The sequence below is a fragment of the uncultured Parasphingorhabdus sp. genome, assembly GCF_963975555.1.
Taxonomy (GTDB): domain Bacteria; phylum Pseudomonadota; class Alphaproteobacteria; order Sphingomonadales; family Sphingomonadaceae; genus Parasphingorhabdus.
The window spans coordinates 96397-120430 of record NZ_CAXBHH010000006.1; the positions used below are offsets into that span (position 1 = coordinate 96397).

26 protein-coding genes are annotated in these 24034 nt (G+C 57.7%); 22 read left to right on the forward strand and 4 right to left on the reverse strand.

What is annotated here, in order from left to right; genetic code table 11:
* The first annotated feature begins 10 nt into the window (after window positions 1-10).
* On the forward strand, window positions 11-1747 hold the full coding sequence (gene ggt, locus AAC060_RS12865) for a gamma-glutamyltransferase (protein ID WP_339826842.1): 1737 nt from the start codon (window positions 11-13) through the stop codon (window positions 1745-1747).
* Between the two features lie 14 nt (window positions 1748-1761).
* Here ggt and AAC060_RS12870 read toward each other — a convergent pair whose 3' ends face one another.
* Entirely contained in the window at window positions 1762-2799 is a 1038-nt protein-coding gene (locus AAC060_RS12870; protein WP_339826843.1) for a quinone-dependent dihydroorotate dehydrogenase, read from the reverse strand.
* Between the two features lie 122 nt (window positions 2800-2921).
* Between AAC060_RS12870 and AAC060_RS12875 the strand changes: the two genes are divergently transcribed.
* Window positions 2922-4085 (forward strand): isovaleryl-CoA dehydrogenase, encoded by a 1164-nt coding sequence (locus AAC060_RS12875; RefSeq protein ID WP_339826844.1) that lies wholly within the window; start codon window positions 2922-2924, stop codon window positions 4083-4085.
* A 37-nt stretch (window positions 4086-4122) separates the two neighbouring features.
* On the opposite strand, the gene AAC060_RS12880 is transcribed toward AAC060_RS12875, so the two are convergent.
* Window positions 4123-5559, reverse strand: a complete 1437-nt coding sequence (locus AAC060_RS12880; protein WP_339826846.1) for an alkaline phosphatase PhoX — start codon at window positions 5557-5559, stop codon at window positions 4123-4125.
* An 81-nt stretch (window positions 5560-5640) separates the two neighbouring features.
* Between AAC060_RS12880 and AAC060_RS12885 the strand changes: the two genes are divergently transcribed.
* The 4 genes from AAC060_RS12885 to AAC060_RS12900 all read left to right on the forward strand — a co-directional run bounded on the left by AAC060_RS12885 (window position 5641) and on the right by AAC060_RS12900 (window position 9513).
* Window positions 5641-6327, forward strand: coding sequence for a glutathione S-transferase family protein (locus AAC060_RS12885; RefSeq protein ID WP_339826848.1), 687 nt, complete (start codon window positions 5641-5643; stop codon window positions 6325-6327).
* A 92-nt stretch (window positions 6328-6419) separates the two neighbouring features.
* Window positions 6420-7907: a SulP family inorganic anion transporter gene (locus tag AAC060_RS12890; RefSeq protein WP_339826849.1), complete on the forward strand. Its 1488-nt coding sequence runs from the start codon at window positions 6420-6422 to the stop codon at window positions 7905-7907.
* A 103-nt stretch (window positions 7908-8010) separates the two neighbouring features.
* A complete protein-coding gene (locus AAC060_RS12895; protein WP_339826850.1) occupies window positions 8011-8643 on the forward strand; it encodes a glutathione S-transferase family protein in 633 nt (210 codons plus the stop codon).
* 3 nt (window positions 8644-8646) lie between these two features.
* Complete coding sequence (locus tag AAC060_RS12900) at window positions 8647-9513, forward strand: EamA family transporter (protein WP_339826851.1); 867 nt, start codon at window positions 8647-8649, stop codon at window positions 9511-9513.
* On the opposite strand, the gene AAC060_RS12905 is transcribed toward AAC060_RS12900, so the two are convergent.
* Window positions 9510-10025, reverse strand: coding sequence for a sterol desaturase family protein (locus tag AAC060_RS12905; RefSeq protein ID WP_339826853.1), 516 nt, complete (start codon window positions 10023-10025; stop codon window positions 9510-9512). The genes AAC060_RS12900 and AAC060_RS12905 overlap by 4 nt on opposite strands.
* A 145-nt stretch (window positions 10026-10170) precedes the next feature.
* On the opposite strand from AAC060_RS12905, the gene leuC reads away from it, so the two are divergent.
* The 16 genes from leuC to AAC060_RS12985 all read left to right on the forward strand — a co-directional run bounded on the left by leuC (window position 10171) and on the right by AAC060_RS12985 (window position 23563).
* A complete protein-coding gene (gene leuC / locus AAC060_RS12910) occupies window positions 10171-11601 on the forward strand; it encodes a 3-isopropylmalate dehydratase large subunit (protein WP_339826855.1) in 1431 nt (476 codons plus the stop codon).
* Between the two features lie 9 nt (window positions 11602-11610).
* Complete coding sequence (locus AAC060_RS12915) at window positions 11611-11880, forward strand: hypothetical protein (RefSeq protein WP_339826857.1); 270 nt, start codon at window positions 11611-11613, stop codon at window positions 11878-11880.
* Window positions 11881-11882: 2 nt separating this feature from the next.
* Window positions 11883-12476, forward strand: coding sequence for a 3-isopropylmalate dehydratase small subunit (gene leuD, locus AAC060_RS12920; protein WP_339826859.1), 594 nt, complete (start codon window positions 11883-11885; stop codon window positions 12474-12476).
* Window positions 12477-12507: 31 nt separating this feature from the next.
* Window positions 12508-13509: an NADPH:quinone oxidoreductase family protein gene (locus tag AAC060_RS12925; protein ID WP_339826861.1), complete on the forward strand. Its 1002-nt coding sequence runs from the start codon at window positions 12508-12510 to the stop codon at window positions 13507-13509.
* A gap of 70 nt (window positions 13510-13579) precedes the next feature.
* Window positions 13580-13906 (forward strand): DUF1476 domain-containing protein, encoded by a 327-nt coding sequence (locus AAC060_RS12930; protein ID WP_339826863.1) that lies wholly within the window; start codon window positions 13580-13582, stop codon window positions 13904-13906.
* Window positions 13907-13910: 4 nt separating this feature from the next.
* Window positions 13911-14144, forward strand: a complete 234-nt coding sequence (locus tag AAC060_RS12935) for a BolA/IbaG family iron-sulfur metabolism protein (RefSeq protein ID WP_339826865.1) — start codon at window positions 13911-13913, stop codon at window positions 14142-14144.
* A gap of 10 nt (window positions 14145-14154) precedes the next feature.
* Window positions 14155-14487 (forward strand): Grx4 family monothiol glutaredoxin, encoded by a 333-nt coding sequence (grxD, locus tag AAC060_RS12940; RefSeq protein WP_339826867.1) that lies wholly within the window; start codon window positions 14155-14157, stop codon window positions 14485-14487.
* A gap of 423 nt (window positions 14488-14910) precedes the next feature.
* Window positions 14911-15279 carry a BlaI/MecI/CopY family transcriptional regulator gene (locus tag AAC060_RS12945; protein ID WP_339826869.1) on the forward strand — a complete coding sequence of 123 codons (369 nt, stop codon included), beginning with the start codon at window positions 14911-14913 and terminating at the stop codon, window positions 15277-15279.
* Window positions 15276-17153 (forward strand): M56 family metallopeptidase, encoded by a 1878-nt coding sequence (locus AAC060_RS12950; protein ID WP_339826871.1) that lies wholly within the window; start codon window positions 15276-15278, stop codon window positions 17151-17153. The genes AAC060_RS12945 and AAC060_RS12950 overlap by 4 nt, the downstream gene beginning before the upstream one ends.
* Window positions 17154-17252: 99 nt before the next feature.
* Entirely contained in the window at window positions 17253-18125 is an 873-nt protein-coding gene (locus AAC060_RS12955) for an MBL fold metallo-hydrolase (protein ID WP_339826873.1), read from the forward strand.
* Complete coding sequence (locus AAC060_RS12960) at window positions 18122-18835, forward strand: DUF4230 domain-containing protein (protein WP_339826875.1); 714 nt, start codon at window positions 18122-18124, stop codon at window positions 18833-18835. The genes AAC060_RS12955 and AAC060_RS12960 overlap by 4 nt, the downstream gene beginning before the upstream one ends.
* Window positions 18832-19911 (forward strand): hypothetical protein, encoded by a 1080-nt coding sequence (locus AAC060_RS12965; RefSeq protein ID WP_339826877.1) that lies wholly within the window; start codon window positions 18832-18834, stop codon window positions 19909-19911. The genes AAC060_RS12960 and AAC060_RS12965 overlap by 4 nt, the downstream gene beginning before the upstream one ends.
* Before the next feature lie 139 nt (window positions 19912-20050).
* Window positions 20051-20764 carry an adenylate cyclase gene (locus AAC060_RS12970; protein ID WP_339826879.1) on the forward strand — a complete coding sequence of 238 codons (714 nt, stop codon included), beginning with the start codon at window positions 20051-20053 and terminating at the stop codon, window positions 20762-20764.
* Window positions 20765-20896: 132 nt separating this feature from the next.
* On the forward strand, window positions 20897-21910 hold the full coding sequence (gene nadA, locus AAC060_RS12975; RefSeq protein ID WP_339826881.1) for a quinolinate synthase NadA: 1014 nt from the start codon (window positions 20897-20899) through the stop codon (window positions 21908-21910).
* 5 nt (window positions 21911-21915) lie between these two features.
* Window positions 21916-22776: a carboxylating nicotinate-nucleotide diphosphorylase gene (nadC, locus tag AAC060_RS12980; protein ID WP_339826883.1), complete on the forward strand. Its 861-nt coding sequence runs from the start codon at window positions 21916-21918 to the stop codon at window positions 22774-22776.
* 115 nt (window positions 22777-22891) lie between these two features.
* Entirely contained in the window at window positions 22892-23563 is a 672-nt protein-coding gene (locus AAC060_RS12985; protein WP_339826885.1) for a ribonuclease T, read from the forward strand.
* A 22-nt stretch (window positions 23564-23585) separates the two neighbouring features.
* On the opposite strand, the gene AAC060_RS12990 is transcribed toward AAC060_RS12985, so the two are convergent.
* The gene (locus tag AAC060_RS12990) at window positions 23586-24008 is read right to left on the reverse strand and encodes a DUF4112 domain-containing protein (RefSeq protein WP_339826887.1); all 423 of its coding nucleotides are present in this window, start codon (window positions 24006-24008) and stop codon (window positions 23586-23588) included.
* Between the last annotated feature and the right edge of the window lie 26 nt (window positions 24009-24034).

Consider the following 24034-nt stretch of genomic DNA (forward strand, 5'->3'; position numbering starts at 1 on the left):
TTTCTACCATATGAAAATATCCCGTCTTATCGCTGCTGCGGCAGCGTTTCTCACCGCCTCCTGTGCCCAGACCGGGCTATCTGAACCAGCTTCTGTTTCAGCAACGGCCGCTTCCGCAACACAGCAGGAGGAGCCGTTCGTCATTGCCGCCAATCCGCTTGCAGCCCAAGCGGGTCAGGATGTTTTGAAACGGGGCGGCAGTGCCATCGATGCGGCTATTGCCGTGCAGGCGATGTTGTCGCTGGTCGAGCCGCAAAGTTCCGGCCTTGGTGGCGGCGCCTTCCTGACCTATCTGGATGGCGCATCCGGCAAACTGACTATTTATGACGGCAGGGAAACCGCTCCGGCACAGGCCAGCCCGTCGATGTTTCTCGGGTCCGATGGAAAGCCGCTCGGCTATCGCCAAGCGGTAACCAGCGGGCGAGCGACCGGCGTGCCGGGTGCCGTCGGGATGCTGGCAATGGTGCATCGGGAACATGGCGCGCTTGACTGGAACAGCCTGTTTGCGGCCGCAGAACGTACCGCGGAGGAGGGCTTTGTGATCAGCCCGCGGCTTGGCCGCTTTCTCGGACTTTCCTTTCCGCAACTCGATACGCCGGACGCTGCCGCCTATTTCGGCGGGCCTGACGGCAAAAGGAAGACCACAGGCGACCGGATCACCAATCCGGAATATGCCGAATTCCTGAGGCGTCTGGCGAATAACGGACCCGAAGCGCTCTACAGCGGTTCGACAGCGGCGAAAATCGTCGACAAGACCCGCTCGGCGCCGCTCGGCGGGCGTATGACGATTGCCGATCTTGCCGCCTACAAGCCGATCAAGCGGGAGGCTTTGTGCAATCCCTATCGCGTCTATCTTGTCTGTGTACCGCCACCGCCATCGAGCGGCGTTGGCTTGCTGCAATTGCTGTCGATGCTGGAAAATACCGATATTGCCACGCGAAGCCCGGATGATCCGCAGGCCTGGTTCCTGTTCGCCGAAGCCAGCCGACTGATGTACGCGGACCGCGACCAATATGTCGGCGATCCTGCCTTCACTTCGGTGCCTGTCAGCGGGCTGCTGGAACCGGCCTATGTTGCTTCCCGTGTTGCCCTGATCGGCGAGACCGCAGCAGCCTCTCCACCCGAAGCGGGAACCCCGCGCGGAGCGGTGCAGGCGGCGGCTGATCAGACATTGGAGCCAGCGGGAACATCGCACTTCATCGTTCGCGATGCGCAGGGCAATGTTGTTTCCATAACCACAACGGTTGAATCGATCTTCGGCAGCGGCCGCATGGTCGACGGTTTCTTTCTCAACAATCAGCTGACCGACTTTTCGTTCAATCCGGTCGATGCGGACGGACGTCCTGCAGCGAATGCGGTTGCGCCGGGCAAGCGGCCCCGTTCTTCCATGACGCCGACCATATTGCTTGACGCCGACGGCAAATTTGCCGGCGCTATCGGATCGGCCGGCGGCAACAGCATTCTCGCCTATGTGGCAAAGTCGCTGGTTGGCGCGATCGACTGGGACCTGTCGATGCAGGAGGCGCTGGCGCTGCCCAATCTGGTTGCGCGCGGGGCAGGCATCGGTGGTGAATTGGACAAGTTCAATCCGCTGGTGCTGCAAGGTCTTGCGGCGCGCGGTATTGATCTCAAACCGGGCCAGGGCGAAGATAGCGGCGTGCATGCGGTGATGATCCGCAATGGCGAAGTCGATGGCGGATTTGATCCGCGACGCGAGGGCGTTGTGCTGGTGGGAACCGGCGAATAGCGGAACGATAGGCGTTAAACCGTGCCGACAGCCTCTGCGATATTGGTGAAACCGTCCCGTTTTACCAGTTTGGCCAACTGGCAGCTCATCGCGGCAGCAATCGTCGGGCCTTCGTAGATCATCGCGGTGTAAAGCTGGACCAGCGAGGCGCCGGCGCGGATGCGTTCATAGGCATCTTCTGCGGTGGTAATGCCGCCGACGCCGATCAAGGGGATTTTGCCGCCGCTGGCTTTACGGAAGTCCTTCAGCCTTTGCAGGGAGAGGTCCTTCAGCGGTGCGCCGGAGAGGCCGCCGGTTTCGGATTGATTGGCGGACTTCAGATCGGGCCTAGTGATAGTGGTGTTGGAAATGATCAGCGCCGCGATCTTCTGCTTCATGGCAACGTCGACAATATCGTCGATATCTGCTGGTTCCAGATCGGGAGCGACCTTCAGGAATACCGGGGTTTTCGATTTGCCCATAGCGCCCATGACAGCGGCCAGCAATTCCGCCAGCGCGCCTTTGTCCTGCAACGCGCGCAAGCCGGGCGTGTTGGGCGAGCTGATATTGACCGTCAGATAATCGGCCAGCGGGGCCATATTTTTCGCGCCGATGACATAGTCGGCAATCCGGTCCGTGCTGTCCTTGTTTGCGCCGATATTGATGCCGAGCACGCCTTGGCCCATCCGCCCGCGCATCCGCTTGAGACGGGGCAGAGCGTTTTCCTGACCACGATTGTTGAAGCCGAGACGGTTGATTACCGCCTTGTCCTCGACCAGCCGGAAGATGCGCGGCTTGGGATTGCCCGCCTGCGGCAGCGGAGTCAGCGTGCCGACCTCGGCATAGCCAAAGCCCATGCGGATCAACGCGTCGGGCACTTCGCCATTTTTGTCAAAGCCGGGGGCCATGCCGATCGGGTTGACGAAGTCGAGACCCGCCACTGTGGTCGCCAGAACGGAATCGCATTTCGGCGCGGGTCCCATCGGCAGAGTCTTCAGACCGGCGATGGTCAGGCCGTGGGCGCGTTCCGCTTCGAGCGCGAAGATGAAGGGTTTTGCAAGGTTATAGAGCATCGCCGCGCTATGGCATTGGAAAAACCGCTGCGCAATGGGGCTCGCTATCGAGCCCGAAGCACAAGCACTGGAAACCGCTTTGCAATCTGCTAAAGCGGGGCAAATTTATTGAGGAACCTGTAATGATTGCCACTCCACAATTTGATTTCCAGCTCGGCGAAATGGCCGACCAAATCCGCGACACGACAAGGCGCTTTGCCGAAGAAAAGATCATGCCGCTGGCCCAGAAAATGGATCGCGAAGACTGGTTTCCGCGCGAGCTTTGGACGCAAATGGGCGATCTTGGCCTGCACGGAATCACCGTCGACGAGGCGGACGGCGGGCTTGGGCTCGGCTATATCGAACATGCCATCGCGGTCGAGGAAGTCAGTCGCGGCAGCGCCGCTCTCGGCCTCAGCTACGGCGCGCACAGTAATCTGTGCGTCAACCAGATCCGCCGCTGGGCCAGTGCGGAACAGAAGGCCAAATATCTGCCCAAGCTGATCTCCGGCGAACATGTCGGGGCGCTGGCGATGTCGGAAGCCGGAGCGGGCAGCGATGTGGTTTCGATGAAGCTCAAGGCCGAAGCGGTGCAGGGCGGCTATGTCCTCACTGGCACGAAATTCTGGATCACCAATAGCACCTGCGCCGATACGCTTGTTGTCTATGCCAAGACCCGTCCTGATGCGGGTTCCGGCGGGATTACCGCTTTCCTGATTGAAAAAGGCATGAAGGGTTTCTCTATCGGCCAGAAGATCGAGAAGGTCGGGATGAAGGGCAGCCCGACCGCCGAGCTGGTGTTTGATGACTGCGAAGTGCCGGAGGAAAATGTCATGGGACCGCTCAACGGCGGCGTTGGCGTGTTGATGTCCGGTCTCGATTATGAACGCGCCGTGCTCGCCGCGATTCCGCTGGGCTTGATGCAGGCCTGTCTCGACACGGTCATCCCCTATGTCCGCGAGCGCAAGCAGTTCGGCAAGCCGATCGGCAGCTTCCAGTTGATGCAGGGCAAGATCGCCGACATGTATGTCCGGCTGAACAGCGCGCGCAGCTATGTCTATAATGTCAACAAATCCTGCGATGCCGGACAGACCACCCGCTTCGATGCGGCGGGCGCGGTGATGCTGGCGAGCGAGAATAGCGTACGGGTTGCCGAGGAATCTATCCAGGCGCTGGGCGGAGCAGGCTATACCACCGACTGGCCGGTCGAGCGTTACTGGCGGGATTCCAAATTGCTCGACATCGGCGCGGGTACCAACGAAATCCGCCGGATGCTGATCGGACGGGAATTGATCGGGGCGGGCTAAGGGTCCCTCCCGCTATACCGGTCCGATCTTCGCGGGACTAGAGAACTTCCAGGCCCCGGTGTCCGTAAATCTTCAGGCTTTCCCACGGCCCGGTGATCGCAAACGTATAGCCGGGTTCCTGCACATTGACGAACATCGTCTTGCCGTCGGGCGAGAAGCAGGCACCGCAAAATTCGCTTTTGTCCTTATGGGCGTTGCGGGCGATGTCGTAGATGACACCGTCCGGCGACAGGGCGCGCAGATATTGGTCGCCGCGGCCGTCTTCGCACAGGATGATGTCATTCCACGGAGCGACCACCAGATTGTCGCACATGTCGAGGGAATCGGCATTGGTGGATTCAAAGAATAGCTGCAAAGTGCCGCCTGCCGCTGCTGCATCGTTAGGGCTGTCGTCAGGTGTGTAGCGCCATATCTGGCCGACGCGTTCCGCTCCGCCTTCGGTACAGGTGAAGTAGAAATCCCCGGTCTCTCCATCCATACGCACGGCGTAATCCAGCCCTTCGCCACGCATGAATTGCGCCGCTCCGGCTGCATGGCCACGCGTGGCCAGATCGCCTTGGGGCGCTTCGACATCGTCGAGATCGATCCATGTGGCGACATGGTCATCGCCGACTTCAAATGGTGGCGACCCGTTGCCGCCCCAGTCTTCGGGCCAGTTGGATGTGATGGCGGATTTCTTGCCCTTGAGAGCAAGCGCCTGCAGACGGCCACCTTTTTGCAATTGCCCGGGTACGGTCGGGATGAAGCGGTAGAATAGTCCGGTTCGGGAATCTTCGGTCATGTAGACGATGCCGGTTTTCGGATCGACCGAGGCGGCTTCGTGGGTGAAGCGGCCCATGGCTTTCAGCGGAATGGCATCGATCAGTCCGGTGGAGCTGGAAGGGGTTTCGAAGACGAAGCCGTGATATTTGCCCGGGCCTTCTTCTGGCGTGAGCATTTCCTCTTCGCAGCTGAGCCAGCTTCCCCACGGGGTCGGTCCGCCGGCGCAATTGGCCGCGGTGCCGGTCAGTACCAGAAAATCTTTCTCCATCCGCTTGTTCTTCAGGTCATAGACCAGCTTGGTCACACCACCGAAAAAGGGCGAGCCGTCTTTCTTGCGATCGTAAAGCTGGCTGTCCGAAACGCGGTCTAGCAGTTCATTGTCCTTGCCGAACGGGCTGCCGAGCGGGACGCTGTTCCAGTTTTCGTGATTGCGCATCAATATGCATTTGTCGGCGCTATCGGGATGCGCGAAACAGGCCATGCCATCGGGCCGGCTGGGACGGAAAAAGCCGTCGGACATGATCCCGCCAGTCTCGCTGACCAATGTATAGGAAAATCCCTTGGGAAGGTCGAGACGTCTTGCCGGGTCCGGCACCAGAGTGAGGCCGATGTTGGCGCTGTGGGCGCGAGCGCATCCTGCAATCGAAACGGACGCATAGAATAAGCCGACGGTTTGAGCGGACCGGATAAAGTCTCTGCGGGATAGTGTCATCGGTCAATTTTCCTGTTATTCGGTTTTATTCTGGTCCAGTTCGAATGAGGCCGTGCGTTGCCAGCTAAAGAAGACAGAAATATGACTTACACCCTGATCACTGCCAATCGCAACTATTCCAGCTGGTCGCTGCGCCCGTGGATGTTGATGAAGGCGCTCGACATCCCGTTCACCGACCAGATTATCTATTTCGAAGAAGATAATTTTGACCGCTTTCGGGAGTTCGCGCCCAATGGTCAGGTGCCTTGTCTGAAAGATGATAGTCGCACCATCTGGGATTCACTGGCGATCTTGGAATATCTCGCGGAGCGCCACGCGGGCTGCTGGCCGGAGGATGAAGGCGCGCGGGCATGGGCGCGTTGTGCGTCTGCTGAAATGCATGGGGGCTTCGGGCCGTTGCGCGATCTGTGTACGATGAATGTCGGGGTGCGCGCGAGCTTGCACAAGATTGAAGCGCCCCTGCAACGCAATATAGACCGGATCGGCGAGTTGTTCACGCAGGGGCTGGATGAATATGGCGGACCGTGGCTGGCCGGTAAGGATTTCACCATCGTCGACGCGATGTTCGCGCCGGTGGCCTATCGGGTGCGGACTTATGGACTGGATATCGGATCAGCAGGCCATGCGTGGGTCGATCATATCATCGCCCATCCGGCGATGCAGGATTGGGAACGTCAGGCGCTGGTCGAAACGCAGCGGGAAATTGGTCACGAAGAGGAACTGCAAGTGGCTGCAACCGTAACGGCGGATTTCCGGGTCGCTGATTAGCGGCCCAAACTTGACGGCTTCGGGCCAATAGTCCATTGCGCGCCGGTTCATGTTGCATTGCAGCATTATCATTTTCGAATTAAGGAAGATTCATGGCGATTCACAGTGATTTTCGGCGCGACTGGCTGTCGAATCCCAAGACCGAGTTTCTGGCCGGACTGGTGGTTGCACTGGCGCTGATTCCGGAGGCCATCGGCTTTTCCATTATCGCAGGTGTTGATCCGCGCGTCGGCCTCTATGCCAGTTTCTCGATTGCCGTGATCATTTCGATGGTCGGCGGACGACCGGGGATGATCAGCGCGGCGACCGCTGCGGTGGCGGTGCTCGTGGTGCCGCTGGTCCGCGATCATGGTGTTGAATATCTGTTTGCTGCTACAATCCTCATGGGCATATTTCAGGCGATAGCGGCCTTGCTGCGGCTCGACCTGCTGATGCGTTTTGTCTCGCGGTCGGTGATAACAGGCTTCGTCAACGCCCTGGCGATCCTGATCTTCATGGCGCAGGTTCCGCAGATGACCGGTGAAGCCTTTACCTGGCAGACCTACGCGATGATCGCGGGTGGTCTGCTGATCATCTATGGCCTGCCGCGAATTACCACATTGGTCCCTTCACCGCTGGCGGCGATCATTGTGCTTGCCGGCCTCAGCATTGCCTTCAAGGCCGATGTCTTCACGGTTGGCGACATGGGTGAACTGCCGGAAAGTCTGCCGTGGCTGCATATTCCACAAGTTCCGATCACCTGGGAAACACTGGCGATTGTCGCGCCTTATGCGCTGGCGATGGCGGCGGTCGGACTGCTCGAATCCCTGCTCACCGCTTCGATCGTCGATGACCTGACCGAAACCCGCAGCGACAAGAAGCGCGAAACCTACGGGCAGGGCATTGCCAATTTTGTCACTGGCTGGATCGGCGGCATGGGCGGCTGTGCGATGATCGGTCAATCGGTGATCAATATCAAATCGGGCGGACGTCGCCGGCTTTCGACCTTTGTCGCGGGTGTGATGCTGCTGGTGCTGATCGTCGGCCTTGGGCCCTTGGTTGCGCAGATACCGATGCCGGCGCTGGTTGCGGTGATGATCTTTGTTTCGATCAGCACCTTCCGCTGGAAAAGCTTTACCGAAATCACCCACCATCCGTGGCCATCCAATTTCGTCATGATCGCGACCGTGATCATGGTTGTCGCAACCCATGATCTGTCGATCGGCGTGCTGACCGGCGTATTGCTCTCCGGCATATTCTTTGCCTGGAAGGTCCGTCAATTGGTGACGATTCAGGATTTTGTCGAGGTCACCACCCATCGCTATGTCTTTGGCGGCCAGATTTTCTTCGGCTCGGTCGACATGCTTTACGAGGCGATGGAGTTTAACGAGGAAGGCATCGACAGCGTGATCATCGATGTCCATGACGCGCATTTCTGGGACATCAGCGCGACCGGCATGCTCGACAAGATCGTCGAGCGCCTCAAGAATGAAGGCAAGTCCGTCGAACTGATCGGCCTCAATCAGGCCAGCGCGACGCTCGTCGAAAAATATAGCGAGAATGACAAGCCGTTCGAAAGTCTGGGCGTGGTCGGGCATTAGATAGCGGCGATATGCTCCGCATCAGGTGCGGAGCATAAAGTCCTGTTGACCGCTTGACGGCTTTGCCGCACATCTGCTCCCAAATATAAATGAGGAGCCCCAAATGATCAAACTGCACCATCTCGGCTATTCCCGTTCGTCCCGCATCATCTGGCTCTGTGAAGAGGGCGGCATCGACTATGAGATGGTGACCTATCATCGCGATCCCAAGACGCGGCGTTCGCCACCGGAACTGGCGGAAGCGCACCGGCTGGCCAAGGCGCCAACGGTGGACGTGGACGGCTTGACCATGGTCGAATCCGGCGCAATCATCGAATATCTGATCGAGCGGCATAGCGACGGAGCGCTTGGCGTGGCGCCCGATCATCCGGAGCGCGCCAAATATCTCGAATGGCTGCATTTTGCCGAAGGCACGATGGGCATGAGCTTCATCATCACCGGCATCGCGCCGATGCTCGGCGGACTGCCCGAGATCCTGAACGGGTTCCTGCAGGCGGAAGTCGACAAGCTGCTCGACCATCTGGAGATTGAACTGGAGGGCAAGGATTTCCTCGTCGCGAACAAATTCACCGGCGCGGATATCAACCTGCATTATATGCTCGAAGGACGGGCCGCTCTGGGGCAACTCGACAGCCGTCCGAATTGTACCCGCTATTTCGAGGCGCTGGTGATACGGCCGGGTTATCAAAAGACAGTGAAACTGGGCGGACCGGTGTTGTTGCCGCGGCCCAGCTGATTTGTGAGAAAATCTGACGGGTCGCTGACGACCGTTTTCCTGCTTGTCAGCATATTGCTTGCCTTTGCCGGCAATTCGATTCTGGTGCGCGCAGCATTGGCCGGGGCGCAAATCGACTGGGCTGGCTATACCATCGTCCGGCTTGTTGCCGGTGCGCTGATGTTGTGCGTGCTGTTTACGGTGCAGAAGCGCAAGCCGATCATGCCGGGCAAACGCGACGTGGCTGGCGCGCTTTCGCTCTTTGTCTATGCCGCGGCTTTCTCCTGGGCCTATGTCCGGCTCGACGCGGGTATAGGGGCGCTGATCCTGTTCCCGGCCGGACAGATTACCATGCAGCTTATCGGCCTGTTCAGGGGCGTCGTTCCTACCAAGGGACAACTGGCCGGAGTAATAATCGCGCTGGGCGGCTTGATCTATCTGATGGCACCGGGCGCTTCGGCTCCGCCGCTGGCGAGCGCTATCTTGATGGCTAGCGCAGGCGTGGCCTGGGGATTTTATACATGGTCCGGCAAGCTCGGGAGCGACCCTTCGCTGGCCACGGCTCGCTATTTCGTGGGGGCCAGCTTGTTGGCGTTGCTGCTTCTTCCCTTCGTCGATCTGTCCGCGCTGACCTGGCAAGGCTTTGCTCTTGCCGCGATTTCAGGCGGTATAACCTCTGCGCTGGGTTATGTGCTTTGGTACAAGATACTGGCGCGGATATCGATCACCAGCGCAGCCGTGTCGCAACTTTCGGTGCCAGCGATTGCCGCGATGGGAGGCGTGATATTGCTCGATGAAATATTGACCACTCGACTGCTGATCGGTGGAATGATCATCTTTATCGGTATCGGTCTGACGATCTGGGCCTCGATCAGAGGCAGCCGGATTTAACCCACCGCATCCCGTACAACCGCGACTCCGGCCTCCCGCTGCACTTTCAATTCCGCCTTCAGCTTCGCCGGATCGCGAGCAAACACAAAGCCGAAACTCACCCCGCCTTCCTTGCCAATTGTCGCATGGTGCAGCTTGTGCGCCTGCACCAGCCTTTTGGCATAGCCACGCTTGGGGACGTATTTAAAGTAACGCTGATGGACCAGGCCATCGTGGACCAAAGTGTAGATGATGCCGTAAAATAATATACCGAGACCGATCCATGTGCCCGGCTCCCATGCCCTCGTACCCATGATCATCGGGCTGCCGACGATGAACATGGAGATGCTCATCACGGCGCCAGCAATGCCGAATAGATCATTTTTTTCCAGGCGCTTGTCGTGCGGTTCGTGATGATCGCGGTGCCACGCCCAGCCAAAACCGTGCATGATATATTTATGCGCTCCCCAGGCAATGCATTCCATTGCGACAACAGAAGCAATGATAGTGGTCAGGATCGCAAAAATGCTCATAGTGCGGAGATAATCCTTTCCCGACGGCTTTTGAAGTAAATATTCTCATAGGCGGCTTCAGCGAAGGCTGGAATCTCCCGAGGTTAGTCGCTACATCGCTTGGGATCCCATCTGACGCTTGTCAGACACAATATTGAAAGCAGCTATGAACCAGCCAAAAACCCTGTACGAGAAAATCTGGGACGCCCATGTTGTTGACCAGCGCGATGACGGCACGGCGTTGATCTATATCGACCGGCACCTGGTCCACGAAGTGACTAGCCCGCAGGCTTTTGAAGGCCTTCGCAAGGCCGGACGCAAGGTCCGTCGGCCGGACCTGACTCTGGCGGTTCCGGATCACAATCTGCCGACCACCGCGCGGCTTGATGCCAAGGGGCAGAAAATTCCGATCGCCGATCCGCAAAGCGCGGCGCAGCTGGAAGCTCTGGAAGCCAATGCGCCGGCTTTCGGCATCAAATATATTGGTGCCAGCGATATCAATCAGGGTATTGTCCACGTGATTGGTCCGGAGCAGGGTTTTACCCTGCCGGGCACGACACTGGTTTGCGGCGATAGCCATACCGCGGCGCATGGCGCCTTGGGCGCTCTCGCCTTCGGTATCGGCACCAGCGAAGTCGAGCATGTGCTGGCGACGCAGACGCTGCAACTGACGCGCTCGAAAACGATGGAAATTCGCGTGGATGGCTTGCTCGGTCCCGGTATCAGCCCGAAAGACCTGATCCTCCACATTGTCGGGGTGATCGGCACGGCTGGCGGAACCGGTCATGTTATCGAATATCGCGGCGAAGTGTTCGAACAAATGTCGATCGAGGGCCGCTTGACGGTCGCCAATATGTCGATCGAAGGCGGCGCGCGCGCTGGCCTGGTCGCTCCGGATGAAAAGACATTCGCCTATCTGAAAGGCCGTCCGATGGCGCCCAAGGGAGCGGACTGGGACGCGGCGCTGGCTTATTGGAAGACGCTGCCAACCGATGAAGGCGCGAAATTTGACAAAAGCGTGACCATCAATGCTGCCGATGTTTCGCCGACCGTGACCTGGGGCACCAGTCCCGAAGATGTCGTTCCGGTGAATGGCGTGGTGCCCGCGCCGGACAGCTTTGCCGATCCGTCAAAGCAGGATGCCGCACGCAAGTCTCTGGATTATATGGGGCTGGAAGCTGGGCAGGCGCTGCACGATGTCACAATCGAGAATATCTTCATCGGCAGTTGCACCAACAGCCGGATCGAGGATCTCCGGGCTGCGGCTGCGGTATTGCAAGGCCGCAAGAAAGCCGACAATATCAAATGGGCGATCGTGGTGCCGGGTTCGGGGCTGGTCAAAGCTCAGGCCGAAGCCGAAGGACTCGACCGGATATTCACCGATGCCGGTTTCGAATGGCGCGAACCGGGTTGCTCTGCCTGTCTCGGCATGAACCCCGACAAGGTGCCTGCAGGTGAGCGCTGTGCATCCACTTCCAACCGCAATTTTGTTGGACGGCAGGGGCCTGGTGCTAGAACGCATTTGATGTCACCCGCAATGGCCGCCGCTGCGGCCGTAACGGGCAGGCTCACCGACGTGCGTGAACTGACAAGATGAGAGGTTGAAATGAGCGACGACAAGAAAAATGACAAACCGTCCGTAGAACCGTCCGCCAAGAATGATGATTCAGCGAAATGGTCGACCGGCGCCAAAGTCGGCGCCGCGATCGGATCGGCTGCGGTTGCGGCGGCTCTGATGTACGCCGGACGGCATCAGATGAAGAAGCATAATGAATTCAAACCAGTCAACGACAAGCCGCTGCCGAAATATGAAAATGAGCCGGATTATGATGACGATGACAGCGATGATCTTGTCGACAATAGTGAAGAAGAATAGAGATGAAACCGATTAACCGCGTAGAAGGTCGTGCTATTCCCTTCGGCCAGAAAAATGTCGATACCGACGTCATCATCCCGGCGAAATGGCTGAAAACCATATCGCGCGAAGGGCTGGGCGAGGGCGCATTCGAAGCGATCCGCGCGCAGGAGGGCAATATTTTTGACGATCCGGAATATGCCGGTGCCACAATATTGATTGCCGGCGATAATTTCGGCTGCGGATCGAGCCGCGAGCATGCGGCCTGGGCCCTGGCTGATTTGGGGATCACTGCGGTCATCGCACCAAGCTTTTCCGATATTTTTTCGGGCAATGCCTTTAAAAACGGATTGCTTGCCATTGCAGTGCCACAGGCTGCTGTCGACCGGTTGATGGAGGTCGCCAAGACCGATCCGATCACCATCGATATGGAAAGCATGAGCATTACCACGCCGTTCCAGGACCGGTTTGCTTTCGAGATGGATCCGTTCCGGCATCAGTGCCTTGTTGAAGGGCTCGACGAAATTGACCTGACATTGGCAAAGTCCGATGCCATAGAGCGGCACGAGAAAAATAGTGATTCTGCACAGCCGTGGCTGATACCCATAGCGGCATAGGATCCGAACAATATTCCAGAGAGGAAGTAAAATGAAGGCTTTGATGTCAACCAAAGTGGGCGGACCGGATACACTGGAGATGCTGGACGTCGCCGATCCCGTTGCCGGCAAGGGCCAGGTCCTTATCGATGTCAAAGCCTGCTCGATCAACTATCCTGACGTGCTGATCATTCAGGACATGTACCAGTTCAAGCCGCAGCGGCCATTTGCGCCAGGCGGAGAAGTGTCCGGTGTGATTGCGGCGGTCGGCGAAGGCGTGACCGATTTGAAAATCGGTGACCGGGTCGCTTCGACCACTGGCCATGGCGGTCTGGTCGAGAAGGTTGTTGTCGACCAGAATGCCGTATTCAAAATTCCCGATAGCGTCAGCTTTGAAGACGCGTCGGCGCTGATCCTGACCTACGGCACGTCGATCCACGCTCTCGTCGATCGCGGTCATATCAAGGAAGGTGAAACCCTTCTGGTGCTCGGTGCTTCCGGTGGCGTGGGTATCGCGGCCGTCGAACTGGGCAAAGCTTTTGGCGCGCGCGTTGTTGCAGCGGTATCTTCTGAAGAAAAGGCTGCTTTTGCGAAATCGGCCGGTGCTGACGAAACCGTCGTCTATGGCCGCGCTCCGTTCGACAAGGATCAATCCAAGGCTTTGGCCGCGCAGTTCAAGGCAGCGGTTGGCCCGGGCGGCGCTGACGTTATTTATGATGCGGTCGGTGGTGATTATAGCGAACCGGCGGTACGCTCGATTGCCTGGGAAGGCCGTTTTCTGGTGGTCGGTTTCCCGGCTGGTATCGCGAAACTGCCACTCAATCTGACCCTGCTCAAATCCTGTGATGTTTGCGGTGTGTTCTGGGGTGCTTATGCGGCGCGCGATCCAGAGGGAAACCGGGCGCATATCGACCGGTTGTTCAAGCTCTGGGACCAGGGTCTCATCCAGCCGCGCGTGTCAGAGATATTTGCCTTTGAAAATGCAGGTCAGGCCATCCAGAAAATGGCAGATCGTGGCGCCATCGGTAAATTGGTAGTCAAAGTCGCCGATTGATTGCCCGCGCGCACTTGTAGGAAGCATCGGTGATGCCTATTTTTATGATAGCATTGATCAAGGAAAAGCCATGACAGACTTTAAAGATCGCGAACGTGCGTTCGAAACGAAATTTGCACGTGACGAAGAGATGGAATTCAGAGTTACCGCGCGGCGTAATCGTCTGCTGGGCCAATGGGCTGCCGAGAAAATGGCGCTGACGCCCGAAGAAACGGCTGCTTATGCGAAAGAGGTCGTAGCGGCTGATTTTGAAGAAGCAGGCGACGAAGATGTCATCCGCAAATTGCTTGGTGATTTGACGTCGGCCGGTATCGAGATCGACGATTCGGCGATTCGTACGGCCCTGACCGACAAGATGGTCGAAGCCCGGCGTCAGTTTATCGAAGAAGCCAGTTAGGCAGATGCCCATGGCAAGCGCAGATATCGAGGCCATGATCTTGGCTGCCTTTCCGGACGCTTCGGTTGAAATTACCGATCTGGCCGGTGATGGCGATCATTATGCCGCAAAAGTGACTGCTGCTGCGTTTGCGGGGATGAACCGTGTGAAACAGCATCAGGCGGTTTACGCGGCACTAAAGGGAAAAATGGGCGGTGAACTGCATGCGTTGCAACTCACCACCGCGGTTCCCGACTAGGAGAATATATATGAGCGATGTAAAAGCAAAAATTGACGCTGTGGTGAACAGCAATGACGTGGTGCTGTTCATGAAAGGCACGCCGCTTTTCCCGCAATGCGGATTCTCAAGCCGTGCGATTGCCATTCTTGAGCATCTGGGAGTCGGGTTCGATTCTTTCGATGTCCTTCAGGACATGGAAGTGCGGCAGGGAATAAAGGAATATTCGGATTGGCCGACGATCCCGCAGCTTTATGTCAAAGGCGAATTTGTCGGTGGCAGCGATATCATGATGGAAATGTATGAAGCCGGCGAGCTTGGCGAATTGATGGCCGAGAAAAAGGTTGCACCAGCTGAAGCCTAAACGCTTTTCTGCCGCACCCACAGTCGAAGAAATGAAAAACGGCTCGATCTAGGAGGATCGAGCCGTTTTATTTTGGGTAGTGTCTGTCTAAACTGTGAAACGAGAGGGGACGGCGGAGACCAGTACGCCATCCCCCTCATTCGTACCTCCTGAAAGGAGATGTGGGTGTGAAAAGTCATGTACACCCGATACGTTGCATCCCTTGTGCCAGTTTTATAAAGTCCATATATTCTAATGACTTGTATGGTTTAATTGCTGTTAACATTTGTAAACTTGTAAGATAATTCGACAACGCGCGGCTTTTCGACAAACGGCCGCTGCCCATCCACCAACGACATCGAATGTTCAATTGAGTGTTTACAACTGTAATCATTGAAACTACACATGTAGTCACTGACGATATTCAAGGGAGTCCCGATAATCATGGCTGAACGCATTAGCGATGCCGAACATGCGGTGATGGAAGTTCTTTGGAAACGTGCTCCCCTGACCGCTACAGAAGTGGCGGACCAGGTGGTCCAGGAGAAGGACTGGTCTCTTCAGACGGTCAAGACCCTGTTGTCCCGGCTGGCCGCAAAAGCGGTCGTCGGCACCGAGCGCGATGGTCGTCGTTTTCTTTATTCTCCGCTGGTGGAACGGGATGATTATCTCACCGGCGTATCACGGAATTTTGTGGATCGGCTTTTCGGGGGAAAAGTCATGCCATTGGTTGCCCATCTGGCCGAGGCCGATGAACTGAGCGCTGATGACATCCGCGAAATCGAGGAGCTTTTGAGGGAGTTGAAAAAATGAGCGGCGAATTGAACCAATGGATCTGGGATACCATGTTCTCGATGACCCTGTTGATGGTGCTGATATTGATGATCCGCAAACCGGTCAGTCATTTCTTTGGCGCGCGCATCGCCTATCTGCTCTGGATATTGCCGCTGGCGCGCTTGTTCATGCCAACACTTACCCTTCAGGCACCGGCAGAGGTCGAGCCTGCAGCCACGCTCATGCCTGCGATGGACGGATCTGGTCTGGTTGCTGCGGTCCCGCCGCAAGCGACTAGCCTGGGCGCGCTGGCGTCACTTGACTGGACGATGATTGCCATCATCCTCTGGCTCGGTGGAGCGGGTCTGCTGTTCATCAGCAAGCTCGCCGCCTATCTGCAATTCCGGGAAGATATCGTCGCTGATGGCCGGTTGATCGGTCGCCACGGAACTATCAAGATCCTTGAAACCGCAGCTGTTGGAGGTCCTCTGGCTTTCGGCGTGTTTGAAAAATATATCGCGGTTCCGACCAATTTCTTTCGCGATTATGCGCCGCGGGAGCGGGAACTGGCACTGGCGCACGAAATTGCCCACCATGAGTCGGGGGATCTCGCGGCCAATTTTGTCGGGCTGACGATATTGTCCCTGCACTGGTTCAGTCCGGTTGCGTGGTTCGCATGGATTTATTTTCGGCAGGATCAGGAGACCGCCTGCGACGCGCGGATCCTTGAGCAGAGCGGTCGTGACGTCCGTGCTGTTTACGGACGGACTATCGCCAAATCGGCTTCGGGCCACCGGCTGGGGCTTGCCAGTCCGCTGAACCAGAAAGACAAGATCAAGGGCCGTCTCAAAATGTTGGGACAATCGGAAAAATCCGCTCTCCGTCGCCGACTGGGATTCGCTTTGGTTGGGGTCGGCACGGTCATCACCTTGCCGCTGACGGCAACCGTGACCTATGCCGAGGCGGTCGCGGACGACGTTGCAAATATATCGGCACCGAACGCGCCATTTCCGCCGGTGGCTCCATCCGCCCCTGCGGCGCCTCTGGCACCCGTTGCCCCGATAGCGCCTTTGGCTCCAACAACCACTGCTGACGACGGCGATACAATCAATATCACGATGCTGAACGGGCGCAAAAGCGGCGATCTGTCGAAAGATTATGTGCACAAGATAAAACATGATGGCAGAACGATCATCCTGCGCACGAACAAGAAGCTGAGCGATAAAGAAGTTCGTCAAATGGTTGCTGAAGCCGAAAAATCGCGGCTTGAGGCTGACAAGGCGCTCCGCGAAAGCGGACTGGATAGCGAGCACATGGGATCGACCATGCGCGAGGTCGAACGGGAACTGGCCCAGGCCCAAAGAGAGATGAACCAAGAGCTGCGGGAAGCGGACCAGGAAGTTCGCGAGGCTTTGCAGGAAGCCCGGGAAGCCAGGCGTGAGGCTATGGCAGAAGCGAGAGAGGCGCAGCGGGAGGCGCGGGAAGCGCAACGCGATGCGGTAGCGGAATCCGCGTCAGCCGCTCGCATATCTTCGATATTCTATACCGTTCAAAAATCCATATCCAATGCCACTTCCAGCGTCACATCGAACGCTACTTCCGATTCTGGCCGGAATAGAGCCGTTGCTCACAGCGGCAAGGTCAACGGTCCCGATTGCGTTGCGATGAACAGGCAGATCGCCATGGGCGGCGAAAGCGACCTCTCCGGACAGGCTTGGGCCGTGGTTGCCGGTTGCGGCGGATTTGAAGTCAAGATCGATAAGACGGCGATACTCGACGCAGCGCTGCAAGGGCTGAAAAAAGAGCGGGCCGATGCCGTAAAATGTAAAGATAGCAAGTTTGATCGCGCGAAAAAAATCAAGGAAATCGATCGCAGCATTGCCGTGCTGCAGGCTCAACTCTCACTGACATAAGCGGGTTAAGCTGTTTTGAAGGGGGCATAAGGGCGGTTCGTTTTGCGGACCGCCTTTTTTCATGGTTGTTTTATGGGCGGGATATGCCACATCAGACCGATGGACTTTGACCCCTCGAATTTTCCGACCGGCCTGTGCGAACAGATGGAGCCACTTGTCGCGCGTGTGCTCGCCGGCAATCCCAGTCCCTATACCTATACCGGGACGCAAACCTATATTGTCGGTAACAAGTCGGACCGGGCGATCATTGATCCGGGGCCAGCGATTGACGAACATATTGATGCGATAATCGCCGCTGTTGGCGACGCCAGAATCAGCGCGATCATGTGCACCCACACCCATCGTGACCACAGCCCTGCCGCTGCGCCGCTTTCTGCACGCACCGGCGCGCCGATCATTGGTTGCGCGCCGCTGGTGCTCGACGATGACGGACCGCGCGCCGACGAGAGTTTTGACAAGGAATATAAGCCGGACCGGGTGCTCGGCGATGGCGAGACTATATCCGGTGATGGCTGGACCATCGAAGCGGTGGCGACGCCGGGACATACGTCCAACCATCTCTGCCTCGCGGTGCAGGAATCCGGCGCGATGTTTACCGGCGATCATGTCATGGCCTGGTCGACCAGCGTGATTGTTCCTCCCGACGGCGATATGGCCGACTATATGGCGAGCCTGCAGAAGCTTTATGAGCGCGAGGACAAGGTCTATTATCCCGCCCATGGCAAGAAAGTGACGAATACACGGCAGCTGGTGCGCGGGATGATGGGCCATCGCAAGCAGCGCGAACGGCAGATATTGAAGCTGCTGGAAAAAGCACCTGCCGCGATCACCGAAATGGTCCCGCAGATGTACAAGGGCCTTGATCCGCGTCTGAACGGTGCGGCGGGGCAATCGGTGCGTGCCCATTTGATCGATCTCCGGAACAAGGGACGCGTGACGCAATCGGGCGAAGTCTGGGCGATGGCGGGATGAATTCCCGGCCTTCCCGCTTGTGGCTCCCTTTTGTCATAATCGGCGGGGTGCTGATTCTGCTCGGCGTTCTGGCCTGGTTGCTCTTCTCCCGCGTCGAAAGCAGTATCAGCCCCGACCCGGTGTCGATTGCCAACGCCAGCCTGACCAATATGCAGGAACAGAACCGGCTGACGGTTTTCTCGGCGAGCTATAATGCCACGGTGACCACCACGCTGACCAAACTCGGCCTGTCGGCACGCAAGACTTTGATCATGCCGGGCACGGTGCGTTACGAACTGGACCTGGCCAAGCTTGGCGCTGAGGATGTCCGTTGGGATGCTCGCGACAATACGCTCTATGTCGAGATTCCAGGGATAGAAATTGCCCGGCCAGAGGTCCACATCGAACAGATCCAGACCTATGATGACGGCGGCATATTGATGGCTTTGACCGATGCGGAAAATGTCCTTGATCAGGCCAATCGCAAAAAGGGCGTCGCGGAACTGGCAATGCAGGCGCAAAATCCGGTGCAGGTTCGTCTGGCCCGGGAAGCCGCTCGGCGGGCGGTGCGGCACAATTTCGTCGTGCCGTTGCAAGCGGCGGGCGTGGAAGCAAAGATAGATGCCTTTTTCCCTTATGAACGCAGCCGCTACAAGGAAAGATGGGATTATTCGCGGCCGATCGGGGACATATTGGCGGAGCAGCAGACGAAGAGGGATGAGGCGCAATGAAAATGCAGATTACCACTGCGGCAGCAATGCTGCTGACCGTTTTGACGTTGTCAGGCTGTGAACAGAGCCCGCAGCCGGAACCGCTCTCGCAAACCGCCGACTTTGCCTTGCCGGAACCGATCAGCAATAATGCGGTGGCCGTCGCCGATGGTCCGGAAGGCCCGACCTTGTATAGTTTCAACGGTCTGAAGGCGGGCAAGACCTGGAAAGATACCAGCAACGCCGCTTTTGCCTGCGTGATTGCTACCCAGTCGTGCAAGACAATCGCGTCCGTGCCGGTGCCGGAAGGGCGACTGGCCAGCGCGGCCGTGACCGTAGCGGGGAAAATCTATATTTTTGGTGGTTATAGCGTTGCTGCAAATGGTGATGAGCTTTCCACGCCGGAAGTCTTCGCATTCGATCCCGCTACCGGCAGCTATGAGCAAAAGGCCGATATGCCGACCCCGGTCGATGATATGCTGGCAGTGCCCTATCAGGACCGCTTCATCTATCTGATCTCCGGCTGGCATGACGAAGGCAATGTCAGCGTCGTGCAGATGTTCGATACGCAGACCGGCGCTTGGACCGAGGCCACGCCCTTTCCCGGTACGCCGGTCTTCGGTCATAGCGGCGGGATCGCGGGCGACAGCATCATCGTCACCGACGGGGTCGCATCGATCTTCGCCGACGGCAAACGCAAATTTGTCGCTGCCAAGCTGACCTGGCGCGGCGATATCGATCCGAAAAACCCGACACAGATCAGCTGGCGCGGTGTCGACACTCATGCCGGTGTAGCAAAATACCGGATGGCGGCGATTGGCGACGAGGCTGGTCAGCGGATCATTTTCGCCGGTGGTGGTGACAATCCCTATAATTATGACGGCATCGGCTATGACGGTGTACCGGCCAAACCATCCGGCGGCTTTTTTGCTTATGATCTGAAATCCGACAAATGGATCGAACTGGGGAGGCTGGCCGAAGCGAGCATGGACCACCGCGGTCTCGCGAAGGCGGGGCAGGAATATTATATATTGGGTGGCATGGATGCGGAGCAGAAAGTGACCGGCCGGATCATGAAATTCCGCATCAGCCACTGAGCGCAAATATCTGCAAACGACATTTACGGGTCGCCCAAACTATATTCCCAACCCGTTAGAATGGGATTATATCTGCTTTAGGAGAAACTTCGAGGGAGGTGGAAACGTGGGAGCGGAGCAGAATATTAATAATCGGACGATGAACCGGGCCATGGAATATGCGCTTGATCAACGATTTTTTGTCCGGTTTTCCATCATTCTAGCGGCGGTTATCATTTTTGGTTTCGCGCAATTTTCAATGCGCGGAATGGTGAATTTTCAGGCGGTGCCGAGATGGGTGCATCTGCACGGAATCCTGATGCTGGGCTGGCTGGGGTTGATAGTGGCGCAAAATATCCTGATCCAGCGCGGTAAGACGGCTCTGCACCGCAAGATCGGCTGGCTGGGCGGCGGGCTCGCTCTGATAATATGTGTCACCGGTCTCTACACGGGATATATGGCGGTTCAGCTGCAGCGCTTTCCGCCGTTTTTCAACGGTTCCTATTTTCTGGCGCTCGTGCTCGTGGAAATGCTGGTTTTTGCCGCCATGGTTGTCTGGGCAATCATGTTGCGTCGGCAAACCCAATGGCATCGCCGGATCATGATCGGTGCCACTCTCATTGCCCTGGAACCGGCATTTGGTCGCCTGTTGCCCATGCCTTTGCTGGGAGACTGGGGCGAGTGGCTCATTCTGCTATGCCAGCTGGTCTTTGTCGTCGTGCTGGCGAGGCACGACCAAAAAATCATCGGCCATATCCATCCCGCGACGCTGGCAACTGGTGCCATAGTGACGGCGGCCCATGTGGTAACGACCGGCTTGTCCCTGTTTCCTCCGTTTCAGCGGATTGCGGAATCGATTGGGGGTGCTGGTTAGTGTAAAGATATTCTCATCACTGCTTCTTGGCCAACGTGAAGATGATTTTACCGCGACTCGGGCGTTCGGCACGAGACAAATGGTTATTCGTTTCCTATATGGAGGGGGTACGCAGGACAGAGGAATAATATAATGGACGCACGTGATGGAATTGGCGGCAGCTTGGCCGGAGTGGATATTGTTGAGGAAATCAACAAGCTGCGCAAGGAGCGCAACGCAATCATCCTCGCCCATTATTACCAGAAACCGGAAATTCAGGATATCGCCGACTTTGTCGGTGACAGTCTCGAACTGTCCAAAATGGCGGCGGAAACCGATGCCGATGTCATCGCCTTCTGCGGCGTGAAATTCATGGCCGAAACCGCGAAAATCCTGTCGCCGGACAAGATCGTCGTGTTGCCGGACATGGATGCGGGTTGCAGCCTCGAAGACAGCTGTCCGCCGGACAAGTTCAAGGCCTTTCGCGACGAACATCCCGACCATATCGCGCTGACCTATATCAATTGCTCGGCCGAGGTGAAGGCGCTGTCGGACATCATCGTCACCAGTTCATCGGCCGAACATATCCTGTCGCAGATTCCACTCGACCAGAAGATCATCTTTGGTCCGGACAAGCATCTCGGCGGTTATATCGCCAAGAAAACCGGTCGCGACATGCTGCTCTGGCCCGGCGTCTGCATCGTCCACGAAGCGTTTAGCGAGACCGAGTTGCTCAAGCTGCAGACCCAGCATCCCGGTGCACCGGTGGCCGCGCATCCCGAATGCCCCGCCTATATTCTCGATCACGCGGACATGGTCGGATCGACCAGCGCGATCCTGAAATATGCCAAGGAATTCGAAGGCGACACGATCATCATCGCCACCGAACCGCATATCATCCACCAGATGGAAAAAGCGGTGCCGGAAAAGAATTTCATCGGCGCCCCCGGCGCGGACGGCAACTGCAACTGCAATATCTGCCCCTATATGGCGCTCAACACGATGGAGAAACTCTATGTAGCTCTGCGTGACCTCGAACCGCGCATCGAGATGGACGAGAACCTGCGCTTGCAAGCGCGCAAGTCGATCGACCGGATGATGGAAATGGCGAGCGCGACGGTCGGGCAAGGCGATTTGGGGCCAACTGATCTGGCGCATAAGGGGTAAGTGATTTGACCTTTACCCTGAACCGCTTCGATCTTACCGCCTTTTTGCAATCCACGCTCGCCGAAGATCTTGGCGGGCCGCTTGGTGAAGGGGGGAAGGATGTGACCTCCGAGGCGGTCATTCCGGCCGATGCCATATTCTCCGGTGTCATGGACAGCCGCGTTGATGCGGTGATCGCCGGGCTGCCGATTGCGGAAGCCTTTTTCCGCTATCTGGACCCGGATGTGGAGATTGAAGTCCTTGTGGCTGAAGGTGAGGCGGTTGCGGCCGGCACCGATATCATGCGGCTGAAGGGCAAGGGCCGGGCGATGCTGACCGCGGAGCGCAGCGCGCTCAACACGGTGCAGCATCTTACCGGTATCGCGACCATGACCAATGATTATGTCCGGCGGATCGAGGGGACCGGCTGCATCCTGCTCGACACCCGCAAGACGATACCGGGCCTGCGGGTGCTGGAGAAATATGCGACGCGGATGGGCGGCGCGCAGAACCACCGCATGGGCCTGTGGGACGCAGCCATGATCAAGGACAATCATGTTGCGGTCGCCGGATCGGTTGATGAAGCGGTCCGGCGCGCCAAGGAAGCAGGCGTCGAAAAGATCATTTGCGAAGTCGATCGTATCGACCAGATCGAACCGGCACTGGCGGCGGGAGCCACCAATTTGCTGCTCGACAATATGGAACCGGCGACTCTGCGCGGCGCGGTGACTCTGATCGGTGGTCGCGTGCCGGTAGAGGCGAGTGGCGGCGTGACGCTGGAGACGATCCGCGAAAAAGCGGAGACCGGGGTTGATTATATCTCGGTGGGAAGGCTCACGCAAAGCGCGCCGGCAGCAGACATCGGGCTGGATTTTGCGCCGGTTTAGAAATCGTCATCCCGGCGAAGGCTGGGATCTAGGCCAATCGTCTGGGCTCCTTGAACGGTGGTCTAGGCCCCAGCCTTCGCTGGGGCGACCCGTGGCTTTGTGCCTGTTGTTGGCTATGGCCTCAACATCCGCCAACGCCCAGTCCTACCAATGTCGCCCACCATCGGGCCTCAGCGCGCCCGCCGAGCGTAAACCAGCCTCCGAACCCCGCCGCATTAAACCTGTCACTGCCTATACGCTGGCGCTCAGCTGGTCGCCGGAATATTGCCGCAACCGCAAGGACAGCCGCCGCGACAAGACGCAGTGTAGCGGGGACGACGGAAGCTTTGCCTTCATTCTCCATGGCCTATGGCCCGACACGCAGGGACCAGCCTATCCGCAATATTGCGCGCCGACCAAGGCGCTGCCGCCCGCGGTTATAAAGCGCAATTTCTGCATGATGCCGACCACGAAGATGATGGCGCATGAATGGGCGAAGCACGGGACCTGCATGACCAAGCGTCCGGAAACCTATTTCCGGGTATCACGGATCATGTTCGATGCCGTGCGCTTTCCGGACATGGACCGGTTGTCGCGCAAGCCGCTCACCGTGGGGCAATTTCGCAACGCCTTCGCGGCGGCGAACGAAGGGCTCCAGCCCGATATGCTGCGGTTAAAGGTGAATGCGCGTGGCTGGTTGCAGGAGGTGAAGCTCTGCCTTGGCAGGAGTTTCCGACCGCAGCGTTGTCCGGCCTATATGCGGGCGGCGAAGGACGATATGCCGATCAAGATTTGGCGTGGGGGGTAGTGCATCGGGTGCAGAGCACCGCCTAACCTTCAATCGTCCGTGTCCCGGGATGATGTTTGTCGAGATGCTTGCGGATGATCTTCAGATTCTTGCTGTTCGAGCGCCAGAAAAAGTCGAACACGTCGCCAGCAAAGGGGATCGCGCCGAGCGCAGTATCGATACCGACATTGGCCGCCATACGGGTCAGTTGTAGCTTGGACATACCAAGATTGCGGGCTTCCCAGACGATATAGGCACCCATGAGCGCGGTGACGATATCACCGACCACCGGAATCAGGCCGACGATGGAATCCACGCCGATGGGACGATTGGTGCCCGGAATCACGAAGGCCCGTTCCAGCACTTTCTCCATCGCCTCGACGCGGTTGCGTACGGATTGCGGATCTCGGCTGACGTCGGGCAATTGTTCGGCGAGACGCTTTAACTGTTCTTCGGAAATGGCCATGGGGCCTCCCTGTCATATACTACCAA